This is a genomic window from Streptomyces sp. 891-h (genome assembly GCF_022760275.1).
GTDB classification, from domain to species: Bacteria; Actinomycetota; Actinomycetes; order Streptomycetales; family Streptomycetaceae; genus Streptomyces; species Streptomyces spirodelae.
Genome location: NZ_CP050693.1, coordinates 5,856,239 through 5,872,624, shown reverse-complemented (window position 1 = coordinate 5,872,624; position 16,386 = coordinate 5,856,239). Strand labels below are relative to the sequence as shown.

17 protein-coding genes are annotated in these 16,386 nt (G+C 71.7%); 5 read left to right on the top strand and 12 right to left on the bottom strand.

What is annotated here, in order from left to right:
* Positions 1-197: 197 nt before the first annotated feature.
* Entirely contained in the window at positions 198-1,853 is a 1,656-nt protein-coding gene (locus tag HC362_RS25760) for a multicopper oxidase domain-containing protein (RefSeq protein ID WP_243086529.1), read from the bottom strand.
* A gap of 148 nt (positions 1,854-2,001) precedes the next feature.
* Between HC362_RS25760 and HC362_RS25755 the strand changes: the two genes are divergently transcribed.
* The 5 genes from HC362_RS25755 to HC362_RS25735 all read left to right on the top strand — a co-directional run bounded on the left by HC362_RS25755 (position 2,002) and on the right by HC362_RS25735 (position 7,023).
* Positions 2,002-2,688, top strand: coding sequence for an SDR family NAD(P)-dependent oxidoreductase (locus HC362_RS25755; protein ID WP_243086528.1), 687 nt, complete (start codon positions 2,002-2,004; stop codon positions 2,686-2,688).
* A 154-nt stretch (positions 2,689-2,842) separates the two neighbouring features.
* Positions 2,843-3,244 (top strand): VOC family protein, encoded by a 402-nt coding sequence (locus tag HC362_RS25750; protein WP_243086527.1) that lies wholly within the window; start codon positions 2,843-2,845, stop codon positions 3,242-3,244.
* 205 nt (positions 3,245-3,449) lie between these two features.
* Positions 3,450-3,896, top strand: a complete 447-nt coding sequence (locus tag HC362_RS25745; protein WP_209266907.1) for a VOC family protein — start codon at positions 3,450-3,452, stop codon at positions 3,894-3,896.
* A gap of 115 nt (positions 3,897-4,011) precedes the next feature.
* The gene (locus HC362_RS25740) at positions 4,012-5,244 is read left to right on the top strand and encodes a cytochrome P450 (protein WP_243086526.1); all 1,233 of its coding nucleotides are present in this window, start codon (positions 4,012-4,014) and stop codon (positions 5,242-5,244) included.
* A gap of 75 nt (positions 5,245-5,319) precedes the next feature.
* On the top strand, positions 5,320-7,023 hold the full coding sequence (locus HC362_RS25735) for an MFS transporter (RefSeq protein ID WP_243086525.1): 1,704 nt from the start codon (positions 5,320-5,322) through the stop codon (positions 7,021-7,023).
* Between the two features lie 116 nt (positions 7,024-7,139).
* Here HC362_RS25735 and accC read toward each other — a convergent pair whose 3' ends face one another.
* The 11 genes from accC to HC362_RS25680 all read right to left on the bottom strand — a co-directional run bounded on the left by accC (position 7,140) and on the right by HC362_RS25680 (position 16,307).
* Positions 7,140-8,483, bottom strand: coding sequence for an acetyl-CoA carboxylase biotin carboxylase subunit (gene accC / locus HC362_RS25730; RefSeq protein ID WP_279240137.1), 1,344 nt, complete (start codon positions 8,481-8,483; stop codon positions 7,140-7,142).
* A 3-nt stretch (positions 8,484-8,486) separates the two neighbouring features.
* Positions 8,487-9,026: a biotin/lipoyl-containing protein gene (locus HC362_RS25725; protein ID WP_243086524.1), complete on the bottom strand. Its 540-nt coding sequence runs from the start codon at positions 9,024-9,026 to the stop codon at positions 8,487-8,489.
* Positions 9,027-9,140: 114 nt separating this feature from the next.
* On the bottom strand, positions 9,141-10,811 hold the full coding sequence (gene accA, locus HC362_RS25720; RefSeq protein ID WP_243086523.1) for an acetyl-CoA carboxylase carboxyl transferase subunit alpha: 1,671 nt from the start codon (positions 10,809-10,811) through the stop codon (positions 9,141-9,143).
* An 89-nt stretch (positions 10,812-10,900) separates the two neighbouring features.
* Complete coding sequence (locus HC362_RS25715; RefSeq protein WP_209266912.1) at positions 10,901-11,212, bottom strand: antibiotic biosynthesis monooxygenase family protein; 312 nt, start codon at positions 11,210-11,212, stop codon at positions 10,901-10,903.
* Positions 11,202-11,546 (bottom strand): antibiotic biosynthesis monooxygenase family protein, encoded by a 345-nt coding sequence (locus HC362_RS25710; RefSeq protein ID WP_243086522.1) that lies wholly within the window; start codon positions 11,544-11,546, stop codon positions 11,202-11,204. Before HC362_RS25710 ends, HC362_RS25715 begins: the two co-directional genes overlap by 11 nt.
* Positions 11,543-12,295 (bottom strand): SDR family oxidoreductase, encoded by a 753-nt coding sequence (locus tag HC362_RS25705; RefSeq protein ID WP_243086521.1) that lies wholly within the window; start codon positions 12,293-12,295, stop codon positions 11,543-11,545. Before HC362_RS25705 ends, HC362_RS25710 begins: the two co-directional genes overlap by 4 nt.
* A 45-nt stretch (positions 12,296-12,340) precedes the next feature.
* A complete protein-coding gene (locus HC362_RS25700; RefSeq protein ID WP_243086520.1) occupies positions 12,341-12,802 on the bottom strand; it encodes a DUF1772 domain-containing protein in 462 nt (153 codons plus the stop codon).
* Positions 12,799-13,275: an SRPBCC family protein gene (locus HC362_RS25695; protein WP_243086519.1), complete on the bottom strand. Its 477-nt coding sequence runs from the start codon at positions 13,273-13,275 to the stop codon at positions 12,799-12,801. The genes HC362_RS25700 and HC362_RS25695 overlap by 4 nt, the downstream gene beginning before the upstream one ends.
* Before the next feature lie 13 nt (positions 13,276-13,288).
* Positions 13,289-14,578, bottom strand: a complete 1,290-nt coding sequence (locus HC362_RS25690) for a ketosynthase chain-length factor (protein WP_243086518.1) — start codon at positions 14,576-14,578, stop codon at positions 13,289-13,291.
* A complete protein-coding gene (locus HC362_RS25685) occupies positions 14,575-15,876 on the bottom strand; it encodes a beta-ketoacyl-[acyl-carrier-protein] synthase family protein (RefSeq protein ID WP_243086517.1) in 1,302 nt (433 codons plus the stop codon). Before HC362_RS25685 ends, HC362_RS25690 begins: the two co-directional genes overlap by 4 nt.
* Positions 15,873-16,307 carry a cupin domain-containing protein gene (locus tag HC362_RS25680; protein WP_243086516.1) on the bottom strand — a complete coding sequence of 145 codons (435 nt, stop codon included), beginning with the start codon at positions 16,305-16,307 and terminating at the stop codon, positions 15,873-15,875. Before HC362_RS25680 ends, HC362_RS25685 begins: the two co-directional genes overlap by 4 nt.
* Between the last annotated feature and the right edge of the window lie 79 nt (positions 16,308-16,386).

The following is a 16,386-nucleotide window of genomic DNA, read 5'->3' as shown; positions in this document are numbered from 1 at the left end:
TCGCATCTCACGTACCCCGCGCTTGCCAGCCCTGCGCCTCTGGGGGCACCTCCCGGACGGAGTCTGGGGGAGCAGACCTCCCAAGCACAGCGGGAGGAATGCGCCCCGTCAGGGGCGCGGGGAACTGCGCGACCAGCCGAACACGACCCGCAGTCCGCAACGGCGAGCAAGGGGCAGCCCCTCACCGGAACAAGCCCTCAGTGGTGACCCCCTCGTACGCGGCGCGGTGCGGAGCTCTCGGTGCCCGGTTTCACCACGGTGAACTGCCCCATCATCCCCTGGTCCTCGTGCTTGAGCATGTGGCAGTGGAACATGTACGGCGTGGCCGGATCGACATGCTCCGGCATCGGTACGGCCAGCCGCACCGTCTCCTGCGGGCGCAGATAGACGGTGTCCTTCAGCCCGCGCAGCCGCGCGGGGACGGGCCGCCCGCCGTACGAGACGACGCTGAAGCTGGTGCCGTGCACATGGAAGGAGTGCGGCACCCCGTCGATGCCCTGCACGTCCCATACCTCGACGGCGCGCGCGGGTGCCACCTGGTCGATACGGTTCATGTCCATCGAGCGCCCGTTGATCTGGATGCCGGACAGCTCGAAGTACCTCCGGTGCGCGGAACCGGGGGCGGTCACCGGCTGAGGTGCGCCGGGGAGCTTCCCGGGCACTTCGCCGGAGCCGCGCAGCGTCTTCGCGGCGCGGAACTGGATGAGGTCGAAGGTGTCCTCGCCGCCGTCCAGTCGCCCGTTGGGGAAGCCCACGCCGAGGTCGGGCGGGTAGCTGCGCAGCACCACCTTCTCGCCCGACTCGAAGGGCACCACGATCTCGGCGCGTTCGGCGGGCGCGAGCTGCAGGCGGCGCATCCGCAGGGGGGCCGGCAGCAGGCCGCTCTCCTGCGCGACGAGGTGGAAGGAGCGGCCGTCGGTGAGGCCGAGGTTGTAGACGCGCGCGTTGGACCCGTTCAGCACGCGCAGCCGCACCAGCCGGGTGGTGACCTTCAGATGCGGGTTGTGGGTGCCGTTGACGAAGATGTTGTCACCGAGAACGCCGAGGGAGCCTGCGCCGGCCAGCTCCTCCATGAAGGAGACGCCGCGCAGCGACAGCGAGCCGTCGTCGTGGAAGGCCCGGTCCTGCAGGATGAGCGGCACGTCGTCCACGCCGTAGGTGTGCGGCAGTCCGGCGTCCCGGGAGTGCTCGTCCTCGATCAGGAACAGCCCGGCGATGCCGCGTGTGACGTGGTCGGCGGTCTTGCCGTGCGGGTGCGGGTGGTACCAGAGCGTCGCCGCGGGCTGGTCGAGGCGCCAGCTGGGCCGCCACACCTGACCCGGTGCGACAGCCTGATGCGGTCCCCCGTCGAACTCGGCGGGCAGGTGCATACCGTGCCAGTGCAGGGTGGTGGTCTCCGGGAGCTCGTTGGTGAACGCGACCGAGACGGTGTCACCGCGCCGGGCGCGCAGCGTGGGGCCGAGGAACGGCCCGTTGATGCCCCAGGTGGGGGTCTTCTTGCCGGGGATCAGGGTGCTGGTGCCGGTGCGGGCCTTGAGGGTGAAGTGCCGTCGGCCGCGGTCGTCCTTCTCCGGCTCCAGCAGCCGGGGTACGGCCACCGGGTTGCGGAAGTCCAGCTCGCCGACGTTGGACAGCTTGCGGTCGCGGTAGACCATCGCGAAGGTGACGCCGTAGGCACCACCGGTGAGCGCTCCCAGGCCCAGCAGCGAGCCCGCGGTGATCAGAATGCGGCGGCGGACGACCCGCTTGCGGCTGCGGGCGGGCGCCCCGGCCTGTGAGCCGTCGTGCCCGCCCGCGCCGGAGGGATCGTCACCTGCGGGGCCGGGTGTCGCGCTGTGCGGCGGTCTGGTCATCGCTCCATCATGCCGGAGGTTCGGCAACGCCCGCTGCGTTCCCGGCTGTTGGGGGTGGCGCGGTCGAGCGCGACTCCACCGGGACGCGGCATGCTGCCGCCGCGGCCTGCTGCTGCCGCGTTCCGACGACACGCGGGAGGGCGATCCCATGGCGGAGGTCTCCAGGACTGCTCTGGTCACCGGCGGCAATCGCGGCATCGGGCACGCGGTCGCCGAACTGCTGCACGGACGCGGTCACCGAGTGATCGTCGCCTCGCGGGACGGTGACCAGGCCCGGTCGGCGGCCGAGCGGCTGGGCGAGGGGGCGCGGGGCGCCCGGGTGGACGTCACCGACGCCGCGGCGGTGGCCGAGCTGCACGCCTCGGTGGGCGAGGTCGACATCCTGGTCAACAACGCCGGAGTGCAGCTCGACTGGGGCGAGGAGCCGACGGGGATCGACCTGGCGCTGGTGCGGAGCACGCTGGAGGTCAATCTGCTGGGCGCGTGGCGGATGGCGCAGGCGTTCGTACCGGACATGGTGGGCCGGGGCTGGGGGCGGGTCGTCAACATCTCCAGCGGCACCGCCTCGTTCGCCCTCGGCCTGCCCGGCCGGTGCCCGGCCTACTCCGTCTCCAAGTCCTCGCTCAACGCGCTGACGGTGCTGCTCGCGCGCGAGACCGAGGGCACCGGGGTGCTGGTGAACGCCATCAACCCCGGGCTGGTCCGCTCCCGGATGCGGCCGGATGCCGAGCAGTCGCCGCAGGAGGCCGCCGCACACATCGTGGGTGCGGCCACGCTGCCCGACGACGGCCCTTCCGGGGCCTTCCTGCGCCGGGACGCCGTCATCGGCTGGTGACCTCAGCCGCACCACAGCCCCCTCCCAACGCCCCATTCGGCGCCCCGGTCGCCCTGTTGGACGCGGTCCCCCGACCGCGTCCCCAGACATCTTCGAGGGCCGCTGGCTACTCCTGGGAGCGACAGCGCATCCCAGCCCTGCGGAGGTACTCCCAGTGATCAACGGCGTGAACAAGATCTTCATCTTCGTCGACGACCAGCAGAAGGCCAAGGAGTTCTGGACCCAGACCATGGGCTTCGGTCTCCACCTGGACTCCGAGGAATGCCCGGGCGCGGGGTGGGTCGAGGTGGTGACGCCGGACAAGCGGGCCATCCTCATCCTGGCGCAGCGTCCCGAGGGCATGCCCAGCACCGCAGGACAGCGCTCCCACACGGCGTTCTACTGCGACGACATCCACAAGACCGTGGCCGAGCTGCGGTCGCGCGGGGTCGAGATCGCGAACGACATCACCGAGGAGCACTGGGGCCTGTCGGCGGACTTCAAGGACCCGCTCGGCACCCTGTTCAACATCGGTGAGCGCACCCCCGAGGTCCAGCCCCCGCCGCCCGGCAACTGACGCCCGGCGACTGACGCACCGCACGCGGTTGTCGCGGCTCCCGACGATTCCGCCGGACCCGGACCGTCGTGGCTGACCACCGTTGCGGCGGAATCCGTTTCCGCCGCAACGGCGCAGCCACCACACGGAGGGCCCGGCGGAATCGTCTGCGGGCGCGACCCGCCGCGCACCGGCCCACTCACCACACCCGCAGGAGGTATCCACCGTGCCAGGGGAGAACACAGCGGCCGCCGGCGACGACATCCGGGCCGGCCAGCCGACCCTCTTCACCGGTGACATCGAGGCGATGGCGGCGTTCTACCGCACCATCGGCTTCGTGGAGACCTACCGGTTCCCCACCAAGGAGGAGCCGGTCTTCATCACGCTCAAGTGGAGCGCCTTCCATCTCACGCTGGCCGACGAGGCCGCCGTACGGGCCTCGACCGGGCTGGACGGCATCGGTGCCTCCACCGGCCGCCGGTTCGACATCACCGTCATCGTCGAGGACGTCGACAAAACCGTCGGCGCGCTGCGCGAGGCCGGTGCCCCGGTCGTGCTGGACCCCCGCGACCAGCCCTGGGGAGACCGGCACGCCTATGTGACCGACCCCGAGGGCAACTACGTGCAGATCACCACGCACAGCAACCACGACTTCGGGTGGAGCGGCGCATGAACGTCTCCTGCCGCACTCGAGCCGGGCTCGAGGCGCCGCTGGGACCCTGGCCGGTGCGTCCGGTCACATCGCTGCGACCTCCGCACGAACGAACAGCCTCCGAAGGGAGCCAGGTGTGACCACGACAGGCCCGCAGCCGGCCGCGCCCCGGCAGGAACCGCCGCCCCTCGCCTACCCGTTGGGCGAGCCCACCCGCCTCGATCTGCACCCCGGCTACGCCCGGCTGCTCGCCGAGGCGCCGCTCACCCGGGTGACCATGCCGCACGGCGGCACGGCCTGGCTGGCGACCGGGTACGAGGCGGTGCGCGAGGTGATGTCCTCGCCCGCCGTCAGCCGCGCGGCCGCCGCTGAGAACCCGGCGATACCCCGGCTGATGCCCGAGCCCCCGCCCGCCGGGACGATCATGACGCTCGACCCGCCGGAGCACTCCCGGCTGCGCCGGCTGGTCAGCAAGGCGTTCACGGCCCGCCGGGTGGAGGCCATGCGGCCCCGTATCCAGAAGGCCGTCGACGAGCTGCTGGACGAGATGGTGGCGCACGGCGCCCCCGCCGATCTGGTGCGCCATCTGGCCGTGCCGCTGCCGGTGCGGGTGATCTGCGAGGTGATGGGCGTACCCGTCGAGGACGAGAAGCACTTCCGCGCCTTCACCGAGGGCATCATGGGCACCACGGCCTTCGACTCGGACGAGGTCAAGGCCGCGATGGGCAGCTTCTTCGGCTACTTCGCCCAGCTGGTCGCCGAGCGCCGCGCCAACCCCACCGACGACCTGCTCGGTGCGCTGGTCACGGCGCGGGACGACGACGACAAGCTGAGCGAGCAGGAGCTGGTGTGGCTGGGGGTGGCGCTGCTCATCGGGGGCCACGAGACCACCCTGAACCAGATCACCAACTTCACCTATGTGCTGCTGAACAACCCGGCGCGCGCCCAGGAGCTGCGCGAGCACCCCGAGCTGTGGCCCAGGGCCGTGGAGGAGCTGCTGCGGTACGTGCCCACCGGCGCGGGCTCCGCGTTCGCCAGCCTGGTCACCGAGGACACGGTGCTGCACGGGGTACCGGTGGCCGCGGGTGAGGCGGTGATCGTGGATCTGGGCGCCGCCAACCGCGACCCGGCCGCCTTCGACCACCCCGATGAGCTGGACTTCCACCGGGAGCCCAACCACCACTTGGCAATGGGTCACGGTGCCCACTTCTGCCTGGGCGCCCAACTCGCCAGGATGGAACTGCACATCGCGCTGGGCACGCTCCTCGACCGCTTCCCCGGCCTGCGGCCGGCGGTGCCCGAAGAGAACCTCACCTGGCGCACGGGGTCGCTGATCCGTGGTCTGGACGAGCTGCCCGTCACCTGGTGACGGCCCGCCCATGATCCGCTCGAGAACCCCGGACCGCCCACAACCACATAGCACCGACAGTGCGGAGTTGGAGACATGACCACCACAGCGGACAACTCGGTGACCCCGGCGGCCGAGCCGTATCCCAAGCGCTGGATGGCGCTCGGGGTGCTGCTCGCCGCGGCCTTCATGGACCTGCTGGACGTCACGATCGTCAACATCGCCTTACCCGACATCCGCAGTGACCTGGACGCCGGCTACGCGGCCTCCCAGTGGGTGGTGACGGCCTACACCCTGGCCTTCGGCCTTGGGCTGATCACGGGCGGCCGGATGGGGGACCGCTACGGCCGCAAGCGGATCTTCCTGCTGGGCATCGGCTTGTTCACGCTCTCCTCGCTGCTGTGCGGTATCGCGCCCAACGTCGAGGTGCTGGTGACGGCGCGTGCGGTGCAGGGCATCGCCTCGGCGCTGATGGTGCCGCAGATCATGGCGACGGTGTACGCGATCTTCCCGGGGAACGAGCGGGGCGGCGCCAGCGGCGCCTACGGCGCGGTGACCGGGCTGGCCGCGGTGGCCGGCCCGCTGCTGGGCGGCGTGTTCGTCGCCTACGACGTGCTGGGCCTCGGCTGGCGCGCGGTCTTCCTCGTCAACGTGCCCATCGGCATCGCCGCGCTGTTCGCGGCCTCCGTCCTGGTGCCGGAGACCAAGTCGGACTTCCCGCTGCGGATGGACATCCTCGGCGTGGTCCTGGTCAGCGCCAGCCTGCTGCTCCTGCTGTATCCACTGGTACAGGGGCGCACCAGCGGGTGGCCCGCCTGGATGGTCGTGGCGATGACCGCGGCGCCGCTGGTCATGGTCGGCTACGCGCTGCACGCGCGGGCCAAGGAGCGAAGGGACCACTCCGCGCTGGTGCCGCTGCGGCTGTTCGGCCAGCCCGGGTTCAGCGCGGGCACCGTCGTGCTGTTCGTCTTCGACGCGACGATGATCGGCTTCTTCCTGGCCATCTCGCTCACCCTGCAGATCGGTCTGGGCTACAGCGCCATGCGCACCGGTCTGCTGTTCCTGCCGTGGGCGATCGGCGCCGGTCTCACCTCCGGTGCTGCCGACGGTCTTGTCGGCAAGCTGGGGCGGCATCTGCTCACCGCCGGGGCGCTGGTGATGGCCGCCGGCATGCTGTGGTTCGCGCTGGCCCTCGAGCCGGGCGCGGGCTGGTGGGAGCTGGCGCCGGGGCTGTTCCTGGCGGGCATCGGCATGGGCGGCGTCATCGGCCCGGCCTTCACCGTCGCGGGCGCCCATGTGGAGGGCAGGGACGCGGGTGCCGCCTCCGGTTCGCTGAGCGCCGCTGTCCAGCTCGGCAACGCCACGGGTGCCGCGCTGCTGGGCGTCCTGCTGTTCACACCGCTCGCCAACGCCGCGCCCGACGCGTACGACGGTCACGACAAGCAGCTGCGGACCGAGCTGAGGGCCGCCGGTGTCCCGGCCTCCGAGGCGCGCGAGCTCTCGGCGCAGCTGCGGCCCTGCTTCGTCGACTACGCCGAGGAGGAGAACCCCGACAAACAGCCGAAGAGCTGCGCTCCGGTGTTCGAGCGGGCAGGCAGCGACCCCAGGGTGCAGCAGGCGGTGGACAAGGCGGTGGACGCGGGCCGCGCGGACATGTTCACCGACACCTTCGGCCGCTTCGTGTGGTTCACGGTCGGCGGCCTGGTCGTCGTCGCGCTGCTCGCCCAGACGATGCCGCGCGAGGTGCGGGGCTACGAGAGCTGGGGCGAGGAGAGCGAGACCCAGGAGGCCAAGGGCTGAACCGCCCGGCCCGCACACGGTGGAGCCCCGGCCCTGGGAAGAGGGCCGGGGCTCCAGCGTGTGCGGGGAGATGCCGTGCGGCGGGTCGTGCCGTACGGGTCATGCCGTACGGCGGGTCACCCGCGGGTGTCGAGGAAGGAGGTGATGTGCCGGCCCTCCCGGAAGACGGGGTCGGCGACGATCTCGCGCAGCAGCGGGATGGTGGTGTGCACCCCGGGCCCGGCGATACGGAACTCGGCCAGCGCCCGGTCCATGCGGTCCAGCGCCTCGTCGCGTTCGGGTGCCCAGCAGATGACCTTCGCCAGCAGCGAGTCGTACTGCGGCGGCACCTTCCAGCCGGCCCGGCCGTGGGTGTCCACCCGCACGAACGGGCCGCCCGGCGGGACGAACTCCTCCAGGGTGCCCGGCGCCGGCGCGAAGTCCCGCGCCGGGTCCTCCGCGTTGACGCGGCACTCCACCGCGACTCCGCGCGGCACCAGGTCCTCCTGGGCCATCCGCAGCGCCTCACCGGAGGCGACCCGGATCTGCTCGCGCACCAGATCGACCCCGTAGACCGCCTCGGTGACCGGATGCTCCACCTGGATACGGCAGTTCATCTCCATGAAGGAGAAGCCCTCGTCGTGCACCAGGAACTCGAAGGTGCCGGCGCCGGTGTAGCCGATGGCGCGGGCGCCGCGCACCGCGGCGCGGGCCATGGCCGAGCGCAGCTGCGGGTGCAGCCCGGGTCCTGGGCTCTCCTCGATGAGCTTCTGATGCCTGCGCTGCACGGAGCAGTCACGCTCGCCCAGGTGCAGCACGGTGCCGTGCCCGTCGGCGAGCACCTGCACCTCGATATGGCGGGCGCTGTCGCAGTACCGCTCCATGTAGACGCGGTTGTCGCCGAAGACGGCCTGCGCGGTCGCCCGGGTCTGCCGGTAGGCGGGCAGCAGGTCGGAGGCGTGCCGTACGACGGTCATGCCGCGGCCGCCGCCCCCGGCCGCCGCCTTGATGATGAGCGGATAGCCGATCCGGGACGCCAGATCCGAGGCCTCGGCGGCGCTGTCCACGGTGCCGGGGCTGCCGGGCAGTACCGGCAGCCCCGCGTCCGTCATCAGCGACCGGGCGACCGCCTTGTCGCCCAGCCTGGAGAGCACTTCGGGTCGCGGCCCGATGAACGTCAGCCCGTTCTCCGCACAGATCTCGGCGAAGTCGGGGTCCTCGGACAGAAAGCCGTAGCCCGGGTGCACGGCGTCGGCCCCGGTGCGCAGCGCCGCCTCGATCACGGCCGGCGCCGAGAGATACGACTTGCGGGGTGCTCCGGGGCCGATCTGCACCGCGGCGTCCGCGGCGTGCACATGGCTGCTGTCCTTGTCGGCCGTCGAGTGCACGGCCACGGTGCGGATGCCCAGTTCGCGGCAGGTCCGCATCACACGTATCGCGATCTCGCCCCGGTTGGCCACCAGGACGGTGCCGAATCCCACTGGTCAGGCCCCCTCGTCCGTGCCGTCCGTGGCCTCGTCCGGGTCGATGAGCACCAGCGGTTCGCCGTACTCGACCGGCTCGCCGTCGCCGATCAGAACCTCGACCACGCGCCCGGGCCGGGTGGCCTCCAGCGGGTTCATCAGCTTCATCGCCTCGATGATGCCGAGCTGCTGGCCCTGCTCCACGTGGTCGCCCGGCTGTACGAAGGGGGGTGCGCCGGGGGCGGGGGCGGCGTAGAAGGTGCCGACGAGGGGCGCGCATTCGCGGTGCCCCTCGAGGATCTCCTCTCCGGCGCCCCCCGCGGCGCCGGTTCCCTCCTGGGAGGCCGGGCCGACCAGGGTGGCCGGCCCTCGGTCGCCCTCCCATTCGACCTCCACGCTTGCCGCGCCGAGTGCGATGCGGACCCTGCGGGGCTTGTCCGGCCCTACCCGGACGACCTCCGCGATGCTGCGGCAGATGTCCGCGAGGGCCAGGCCGTTGTTGTCGTAGTCCAGCCCCGCGAAGGTGTCGTCGGAGCCCTGCGTCTGGGTGAGCTCACTCATGAGTGCCTCTCCGTTGGTGATACCGCGCCCCGAAGGGGCGCGGGGAACTGCGCGGGCAACCACAGCAGACCGGCGGCCCGCAAACGTCGGACAGGGCCACCCCCTCCCCGGCCCTCACGACCCCTCCGCGAGTCCGAAGGACCGGAAACGGCGTCTCCGCGCGGTCACGGACTCCTCACCCGGCGCGGAGCGCAACTCGCAAAGGGCGGCGACAACAGCCCTCCGCACGGAGTCGCTCAAAGCAGCCGTATCCGTATGCCCGCCGCCCTCGGGTTCAGGAATGACCCCGTCCACCACGCCGAGCCTCAGCAAAGAAGCCGCATCAAGTGCCAACTCATCGGCGGCGACAGCCGCCTCCGCGGCGTTCTTCCACAGGATCGCCGCGCAGCCCTCCGGGCTGATCACCGAGTAGGTCGCATTCGCGCAGATCAGCACCCGGTCGGCGACGCCCAGCGCGAGCGCGCCCCCGCTGCCGCCCTCGCCGGTCACGACGGCGACCACCGGCACCGGCAGCGAGCCCATCAGCCGCAGGTTCTCGGCGATGGCGCCGGACTGGCCGCTCTCCTCCGCGCTGAGTCCCGGGTAGGCGCCCGGCGTGTCGATCAGGGTGACGACGGGAATCCCCAGCTTGGCCGCCAGCCGCATCAGCCGGGCCGCCTTGCGGTAGCCGGCGGGCGAGGGCATCCCGAAGTTGCGGGCCACCAGTTCGGCGGTGGTGTGGCCCTTCTGGTGGCCGATGACCATCACCGGCAGGTCGTCCAGGCAGCCGATGCCGCCGACGACGGCCGGGCACTCCTCGCCGGCGCGGTCGCCGTGCAGCTCGACGAAGCCGTCCAGCCAGAACCCGATGTGCTCCAGGGTGGTGGGCCGCCCGGCCTCGCGGGCGAGCTGGACGCAGTCCCAGGCGGGCAGCTGGTCCAGCAGCTGGCTGTCGCGGACGACGGGATCCTCCTCGGCGCTGCCCCAGTCCGGTGCCGGGCGGTCGGAGACGGCGAGCAGCCGGGCGAGCCTGGCGCGCAGTTCGCCACGTTCCCACACGTCGTCCACGAGGCCGTGGTCGCGCAGGAATTCGGCGGTCTGGAAGCCGTCGGGCAGCTGCTGCCGGATGGTCTGCTCGATGACGCGCGGCCCGGCGAAGCCCATCCGGGCGCCGGGTTCGGCGACCACCACGTCGGAGAGGGTGGCGAAGGAGGCGGCGACACCGCCGTAAGTGGGGTCGGTGACCAGGGTGACGGTCAGCAGTCCGGCCTCGTCCAGCTCGGCGAGCGCGTTGCTGGTCTTGGCCATCTGCATCAGGGACAGCGCCCCCTCCTGCATCCGCGCACCCCCTGAAGCGGTGACGAGCAGCAGGGGGGTGCGGTCCCGCAGCGCGTGCTCAGCGGCTGTGGTGACCGCCTCGCCCGCCGCGACGCCGAGGCTGCCGCCGAAGAAGCGGAAGTCCATCACGGCCGCCGTGAGGGGGCGCCCTTCGATGCGGCCCCGCACCGCGAGGACCGCGTCCTGCTGGCCGGTCTTGTGGCGGGCCTGCTGGAGACGCTCCGCGTACGGCCGCTGGTCCACGAAGTCGAGGGGGTTGTGCGCGGTCGCTTGCACGGGCAGGGGTTCAACGCTGCCCTGGTCGAACAGCTGCGCTATGCGCGCGGGTGCGTCCAGGCGGGCGTGCGCCCCGCACTCGGGGCACACGTGCAGCAGCCTCTTGTACCGCTTGCCGTAGACGAGGGAGCGGCAGTTGGTGCACGAGACCCAGGAGGGCTGCTGGGTTGGCAGCACGGTCGAAGTTGTCATGGGAATCCCTTGGGGTTTCGCTGAGTTCGGCACCGCCGATTGCGTTGGTCGTGGTTGCTCGCCGTCGCGGCGGGAAGAAATCGCGGCCGTCAGTAGGTGGCGTCCACCTCGTAGATGCCGAACGGCACCTTCAGCCGGGTGTCCCGGTACGGGCGCAGGGGCGCGGTGTCGTCCTTGTGCGCTGCGCCCTCCTCCCACGCGCGGAAGGCCGCCATGTCGGACCAGCGACTGACGACGACGAGCGCGGTGGGGTCTGCCGGGGAGCGCAGCAGCTCGTTGCCGAGCATCCCGGGCACCCGCGCCATCCGCTTGCTGACCTGGTGGTACGCGTCACGCACCGCGGCCAGCTGCTCGTCGTCGTAAGCCGCCTGGTAGACCAGTACCCGGACCTCAGCGGGCATCTGTGCCCGCCTTGCCGGGTACGTGCGCGACGACCGTCATGGTGTTGAAGGAGCCCTGGGAGCGGTAGGGGTGCAGCCGCTCGCGGTGGGCGAGGTGCGCTTCGCTGGTCTCGAACTCGCGGAAGCCGGGTTCGTCCACCCAGTCGCTGACGATGTAGTACGTGGACTCCTCGTCGGCCGACTTGGACAGCCACTGGCCCAGGCAGGCGGGGTGGCCGGTGACGGCCTCGGTGCTGCCGCGCCACACCTTCTCGAAGTCTGCTTCCATGCCGGGGTTGATCTGCATCCGCAGCAGCACCCGGAACTGGCCCTCGCTCGTCGCTTCGGTGGTCACGAGATTCCTCCGTCCACGCCGATGGTGGCGCCGGTGACATAGCGGGACAGGTCGCTGGCCAGCCACAGGATGGCGCCCGCGACCTCGTCGGGGGTGCCGAGCCGGCCCAGCGCGGTCTTGGCGCTGTACCGCTCGATCATGAGTTTCTGCTGGTCCTCGGGCATCTTGTGCAGGTTCTCGGTCTCGATGACGCCGAGCGCGACGATGTTGAAGCGGATGCCCTTGCTGCCGAATTCCTTGGCCAGCGAGCGGTTCAGGCCGACCAGCGCCGCCTTGGTCGCGGTGTAGTGGGAGCGCAGCGGAATGCCCGCCTCCACCGCCTTGGAGCCGATGCTGACCACGGAGGAGCCCTCGCCCAGCAGCGGCAGCGCCGCCTGGATGACCAGGTGGACACCGGTGAGGTTGGTGTCGACGATGCGCCGCCACTCCTCCAACGGCAGCTCGGCGTAGGGGATGTGGCTGATGGCACCGGCGTTGTTGACGACCAGGTCGAGCCGGCCCCAGCGGGTGCGGGCCTCCTCGATCAGGGCGCCGACGCTGTCGGGGTCCGAGACATCGGCGCACACCACGTGGTGGTCGCCGTCGGTCTCCTTGAGGGCCGCCTCCAGCGAGGCGACGGCGTCGCTCTCCTTCTGATAGCAGGTCAGCACATCGGCGCCGGCCTCGGCCAGGGCGAGCGCGATGCCCCGGCCCACTCCCCTGGTACCGCCGGTGACCAGGGCCTTCTTGCCCTTGAGGCCGAGATCCATGAGTTCCTCCGTAAGGGGTCGTTTGTCACAGCAGGTCACAGCGGGTCACAGCAGCAGCGCGAGCGCCGCACAGTTGGCGACCAGCGCGAGGACGGTCAGCGCGCTGCGGCGCTGGTTCCAGGCGCCCCAGCGCCACCGCGGGTCCCGGTCGGCGAAGTCCGCGGGCAGGTTGTCCGGGTCGAGGGTGCGCACCCACTTGTTGACCGGGACGTTCTTGGTGAGCGAGATGACCACGGTGACCGCAGCCAGCACGGCGCCCGCGACGAACAGGCCGCGGGCCCCCGCGTGCGGGCTGACAGCCGCCAGCCAGATGTCTCCGGCCAGGGTGCCGAGCAGGCAGATCGGCATGGCCGGGTCGTAACGGGTGGCGAAGAACGCGTGCGCGTGCACGTACCGGTCGGCGGGCAGCGCCGCCAGCAGCGGCCAGCCGCCCAACTGGGTGCCGAACAGCACCCCGGCGGCCAGCCCGTTGAACAGGACGACGAGCGGGGCGAGATACGCGATCACTGTCCCGCCGCTGCCTTCGCTGCCGCCTCGACCTTCTCCTTGATGAGCTTCATCTGCACCGCGGTGTTGCGGTTCAGATGCGCGGTCATCCCGTCGTCGGTGACCGGCGCGGCTTCCTTCATATGGAAGTCCTGCACCCAGCGCATCCTGGTGCCGTCGCCCTCGGGGAGGTACTCCCAGTAGATGTTCATGTACTCGAACGGCCCGGTCTCCACGCGGTGGGCGCGCACCTGGCGCTTGGCGGGGTCGGGGACCCGCTTGGAGACCCAGCTCCAGACGTTGCCGTCCTCGTCGGGGTGCATGGTGAGCCGGAAGACGATCTCCCTGCCGTCGGCTCCGTCGTTGTCCTCCAGCACCTCGACGGCCGCGTACTCGCTGAACAGGTTCGGCCAGGACTTCAGGTCGTTGGTCATGTCCCAGACCAGATCGATCGGCGCGTCGATGACGATGCTGTTGTCGGTGTGGCCCGCCATGGCGGTTCCCTCCTCAGTTCTCGGGTTGTCCGTGCGGATGCCCCAGCACGAGCGCGGCGTTGAAGCCCCCGTGACCGCGCGCGACGACCAGCGCGGTGCGCAGTTCGGCCTGGCGCGGCTCGCCGAGTACGAGGTCGATCTCGTATCCGGGAGCGGGCGCCGCGGGTCCCGCGGTGTGCGGGACGACCTGGTCGCGCAGCGCCAGCAGCGCGGTGGCGGCGTCCAGCGCCGCTCCCCCGCCGTAGAGCCGGCCGGTCAGCGTCTTGGGCGCGGTGACCGGCACTCCGCGCGGCCCGAACACCTCGGCCAGCGCCTCGGCCTCGGCACGGTCGGCCTCCGGGACGCCGAGCGCGTCGGCGAAGACCACATCCACCTCGGCGGCGTCCAGCCGGGCGTCGGCCAGCGCGGTGCGGACCGTACGGGCCAGCACCGGGCCGCGGTCCGAGCCCGGCGGGGGGTCGAAGGCGGCGGCGTAGCCCAGCACCCGGCCGTAGATCCGGCCGGCGCCGCGGGCCTCGGCCGCCTCGGCGTCCTCGACGACGAGCAGCGCGCCGCCCTCGCCGGGCAGATAGCCGGAGGCGTCCGCGTCGAACGGCAGATAGGCGCGTTCCGGGTCCTGCACGGTGGACAGCTGCCCGGTGGTCAGCTGCGCCGTCAGCCCGTAGGGGCACAGGGAGGCGTCGGTGCCGCCGGTCATCACCAGCTTGGCGCCGGTACGGATCAGCCGCCGCGCCTGGCCGATGGCATCCAGTCCGCCTGCCTGTTCGCAGCACAGCACACCGCAGGGGCCGCGCATCCCGTGCCGGATGGAGATCTGGCCCGTGGTGGCCGCGTAGAACCAGGCGATCGACTGGTAGGCGCCCACCCAGTCGGGGGCGTGCTGGTAGAGGTTCTCCATCTCGTGCTGGCCGAACTCGGTGCCGCCCGAGGAGCTGGAGGTGACCACGGCCATCTCGTACTCGGGCAGTTCGGAGGGGACCACGCCCGCGTCGGCTATGGCGGCCTCGGCCGCGGCCAGCCCCAGGTGGGTCCAGCGGTCGGTCTGCTGGATGAGCCGGCTGGGCACCCGCCCCTTGGCCACGAAGCCGGGCACCTGGCCGGCCAGCCGCACCGGGTAGGGCGCAGGGTCGAACAGGGTGATCCGGTCGATGGCCGAGCGGCCCGCCAGCACCGAGCGCCAGTGCTCCTCGGTGCCGATGCCGGTGGGCGCCAGGACGCCGAGCCCGGTGATGACAGGGGCGCGGGTCCGGGTGGTGACGCCGGTCGCGGAGACGGGCGCGGTGCTCGTCGCGGTGGGGCTCATACGGCGGCCCCCTCGTACGCCACGGCCCCCGCGCGTGCCAGCACGGTGGCGCTCTGGAAGCCGCCGAAGCCGCTGCCGACGCTGAGCACCACGTCCATGGCGTGCTCGCGCGCGGTGCGCGGTACATAGTCCAGATCGCACTCGGGGTCGGCGTTGTGCAGATTGGCGGTGGGCGGGACGACCTGCCGGTCGAGCGCCAGGGCGCAGGCCGCCACCTCGATGGAGCCGATGGCCCCCAGCGAGTGGCCCACCATGGACTTGATGGAGCTGACCGGGACCCGGTAGGCGTGCTCGCCCAGGCTGCGTTTGAACGCGGCCGTCTCATGGCGGTCGTTCTGCTTGGTCCCCGAGCCGTGCGCGTTGATGTAGTCGACCGCTGTGGGGTCGAGCCGGGCCCGGTCCAGGCAGACCCGGATGGCCTCGGCCATCTCCCGCCCGTTGGCCTTCAGTCCGGTCATGTGGAAGGCGTTGCTGCGGCCCGCGTAGCCGACGATCTCCCCGTAGATCCGCGCCCCGCGTGCCTCGGCCGCCGCCTTCTCCTCCAGTACGAGCACGGCGGCGCCCTCGCCGAGGACGAAGCCGTCGCGCTCCGCGTCGAAGGGCCGGGAGGCATGCTCGGGGTCGTCGTTGTTGGGCGAGGTCGCCTTGATGGCGTCGAAACAGGCGGAGGTGATCGGCGAGAGCGGCGCGTCGGTGGCGCCCGCCAGCACCACGTCCGAGCTGCCCTCCTCGATGAGCTGTACGCCGTGCCCGATGGAGTCCAGGCCCGAGGTGCAGCCGGTGGAGATCAGCGCGACCGGGCCCTCGGCGCCGACCTCCCAGGCGACCTCGACTGCGAGGGTGGAGGGCACCATGTAGCCGTACAGGTGCGGCACGCCGTAGGTGTGGTCCACCAGCCAGTGCTTGCCGGCGTCGCTGAGCAGGACATACTCCTCCTCCAGGCCCATGGTGCAGCCCACCGCGCTGCCGATGCTCACACCGGTGCGGGCCGGGTCGGCGGCGGCGAAGTCGTAGCCGCTGTCCTCGACCGCCTCCCTGGCGCTGACGACGGCGAACTGCGCGGCCCGGTCCATCCGCCGGATCTGCCGCGGGGTGAGCCCGGCGGCGACCGGGTCGAAGTCGGCCTCGGCCGCCATCCGGGAGCGGAACTCGGTGGGGTCGAACAGCGAGATTCGGCGGGTGGCGGTACGGCCGTCGGACAGCAGCTTCCAGAACGCCTCCCGGCCCACTCCGCCGGGTGCGACCACGCCGACGCCGGTGACCACGGCGCGGCGCCCTGCGGCTGCCTGAGCGGTCACGAGGCACCGCCGACGGAGGGGTTGGGCTGCTCGGCCCGTGCCACCTTCTCGGTGTCCACATGGCCCAGGTCGGGGCGGGGCGCCAGCGGCGAGAGGTGGAAGGCGGCGTGCGCGGGCTCGGTGCCGGTGTTCACCAGCCGGTGCCGTACGCCGATGGGCACCAGCAGCGAGTCGCCGGGGCCGAGCTGGACGACCTGCCCGTCCATCGTCATCTCCAGCCGCCCGGTGACGATGTGCAGGAACTCCTCGGAGTAGGGGTGGTAGTGCTCGGTGACGTGCTCGCCCGGGGCCAGGCTCAGCACCCCGCCGAAACCGCTGGTGCATCCCGTGGTCTTCGGGCTGAGCGTGGTCCTGATGTCGCCGCCGCGCCGGGTGTTGGCCTCGACGTCGTCGGCGTGCACCCGGACGGTGCGCGTGATCTCGGTGGTCACTGACCCCCGCCTCCTTCGGCTTCCTTGGCTGGTGCCGCCATGTGGTTGGGCCTTCGCCCAGCGCGGGGACCTTGGCAGT

Bases quoted from the DNA above. Each gene is read 5' to 3' on its own strand.
- HC362_RS25725 (WP_243086524.1), bottom strand. From the start codon at position 9,026: ATGAGTGAGCTCACCCAGACGCAGGGCTCCGACGACACCTTCGCGGGG.
- HC362_RS25690 (WP_243086518.1), bottom strand. From the start codon at position 14,578: ATGAGCCCCACCGCGACGAGCACCGCGCCCGTCTCCGCGACCGGCGTC.
- HC362_RS25755 (WP_243086528.1), top strand. From the start codon at position 2,002: ATGGCGGAGGTCTCCAGGACTGCTCTGGTCACCGGCGGCAATCGCGGC.
- accA (WP_243086523.1), bottom strand. From the start codon at position 10,811: ATGACAACTTCGACCGTGCTGCCAACCCAGCAGCCCTCCTGGGTCTCG.
- HC362_RS25760 (WP_243086529.1), bottom strand. From the start codon at position 1,853: ATGACCAGACCGCCGCACAGCGCGACACCCGGCCCCGCAGGTGACGAT.
- HC362_RS25705 (WP_243086521.1), bottom strand. From the start codon at position 12,295: ATGGATCTCGGCCTCAAGGGCAAGAAGGCCCTGGTCACCGGCGGTACC.
- HC362_RS25695 (WP_243086519.1), bottom strand. From the start codon at position 13,275: ATGGCGGGCCACACCGACAACAGCATCGTCATCGACGCGCCGATCGAT.
- HC362_RS25735 (WP_243086525.1), top strand. From the start codon at position 5,320: ATGACCACCACAGCGGACAACTCGGTGACCCCGGCGGCCGAGCCGTAT.
- HC362_RS25715 (WP_209266912.1), bottom strand. From the start codon at position 11,212: ATGCCCGCTGAGGTCCGGGTACTGGTCTACCAGGCGGCTTACGACGAC.